This is a genomic window from Mesorhizobium sp. M7A.F.Ca.ET.027.02.1.1 (genome assembly GCF_004022985.1).
GTDB lineage: Bacteria > Pseudomonadota > Alphaproteobacteria > Rhizobiales > Rhizobiaceae > Mesorhizobium.
The window spans coordinates 1-1,470 of the sequence record NZ_RZOL01000732.1 but is presented as its reverse complement, the minus strand read 5'-3'; the positions used below and the strand labels follow the sequence as shown (position 1 = coordinate 1,470).

1 protein-coding gene and 1 pseudogene are annotated in these 1,470 nt (G+C 59.5%); both read right to left on the bottom strand.

Annotation, left to right across the window (positions count from 1 at the left end; genetic code table 11):
* Positions 1 to 647, bottom strand: a 647-nt coding sequence (locus EN749_RS35670) for an SDR family oxidoreductase (RefSeq protein WP_145991176.1), incomplete at its 3' end; no start/stop codon positions are given.
* 393 nt (positions 648 to 1,040) lie between these two features.
* Positions 1,041 to 1,335, bottom strand: a pseudogene (locus EN749_RS39265) (IS1 family transposase); the annotation flags it as partial.
* Between the last annotated feature and the right edge of the window lie 135 nt (positions 1,336 to 1,470).

Sequence of the window (1,470 nt, the reverse complement as noted above, 5' to 3'; positions counted from 1 at the left end):
CTGCCGAGCGGATAGCTGCGCTCGACATAGGCCTTCAGTTCCGCCTTTGCCTCGGCCGGCAAATTGTCGACTGTCTTGCGCCGCATGGCGGTGTCGACCGTGCCGGGCGCGATGGCGTTGACGCGGATGCCGCGCGGGCCGAGTTCGAAGGCGAGCGACTTGGTCAGCGAGTTCAACGCGCCCTTCGACAGGGAATAGAGGCTCGACGGCCGCTTCGGGATCATCTTGTTGGCGAAATAGGACGAGATGTTGATCACCGATGCGCCGGCCGCCAGATGCGGCAGCAGGCCCTGGGTGAGGAAGAACACAGCAGTGACATTCAGCGCGAAGGATTGCTGGAACTGCGCCTCGCTGACGGTTTCGAACGGCACCAGGAAAGCCACTCCGGCATTGTTGACGCGGATATCGATAGGCGTGCCCGATTTTTTTACGTGCTCGATGACGGCCGCAATGCCGGCCGAGGTGGCAAGATCGGCCGACAGCGTCTCGATAGTGCCGCCGAGCTGCTTGCGGGCGGCGTCGAGCTTTTCGGTGTCGCGGCCGACGATCAGGACGTCCGCGCCCTCGCGCAATAAGGCCTCGGCGATCGCCAAGCCGATACCGTCCGACCCACCGGTGACCAGCGCGCGCTTGTTGTGAAGTCTCATCGGATGCTCCAAGGCTACTCTGGCCGCCGCGGAGCACCGCATATCAGCGGGCGAGGTCAAGCGGCCAGCCTATCCGGTAGTGGGTCAGTTTGAAATCTGTCTCGCCTGAACGTGGCTCAGCAGTGAGACGACATATCGTTCCATATCAAGCCTGCGAGCGGTTCCAAGTACACTTGCCCAGGTATCCTGCGGACCGGCGCCAGAGGCGATCATGGCCGGTGCGTTGTGAAATGAATCCGCGAGCATACGAGCTCTGGATAGATCATCGGTCGCGCGAATTTCGACGAGGACGATGCAAAGAACCCTCAGGATATTTTCATTCGTGATGGGTTGAGGATCAATCAGTTGAGACACCTTTCTTTCGGTACGCCCCCGAGCCGCTGGCTTTTCGGCTTCCTTCGCCTCGATCAGCGCAACGATATCGCTAATCTCCCAAAGCTTGCCAGTCACGCCGGCGGCCATCGCGGGCGTCATGCGCATGAAGCATGAATGCGGACAAAGTTGTAATACATGAAGTGCAGGGGCAACGGCGTTGGCGTGAGCTTCCACTGCCGTTGGTCAGGCGCGTGAAGCGGCGCATATGCATCCGCATAGTCCGGTTTTGGCGTTCGGCAAATGACGTGCTGACGTGCTTGATGTCTGGATTACCTTCGATCCACTCTTTCCGCGCACCAGTGCATTCGGCGGGGCTATGCACTCGATTGTCATACGCCGTCCCATACGTTTCTGTAAGCATATAGGAGTTCACGGCGGGTCACGACAACGGCATTCGCGGCATCAAATTTCAAACTGACCCACTACCGCCTATCCCACGGTATGAACT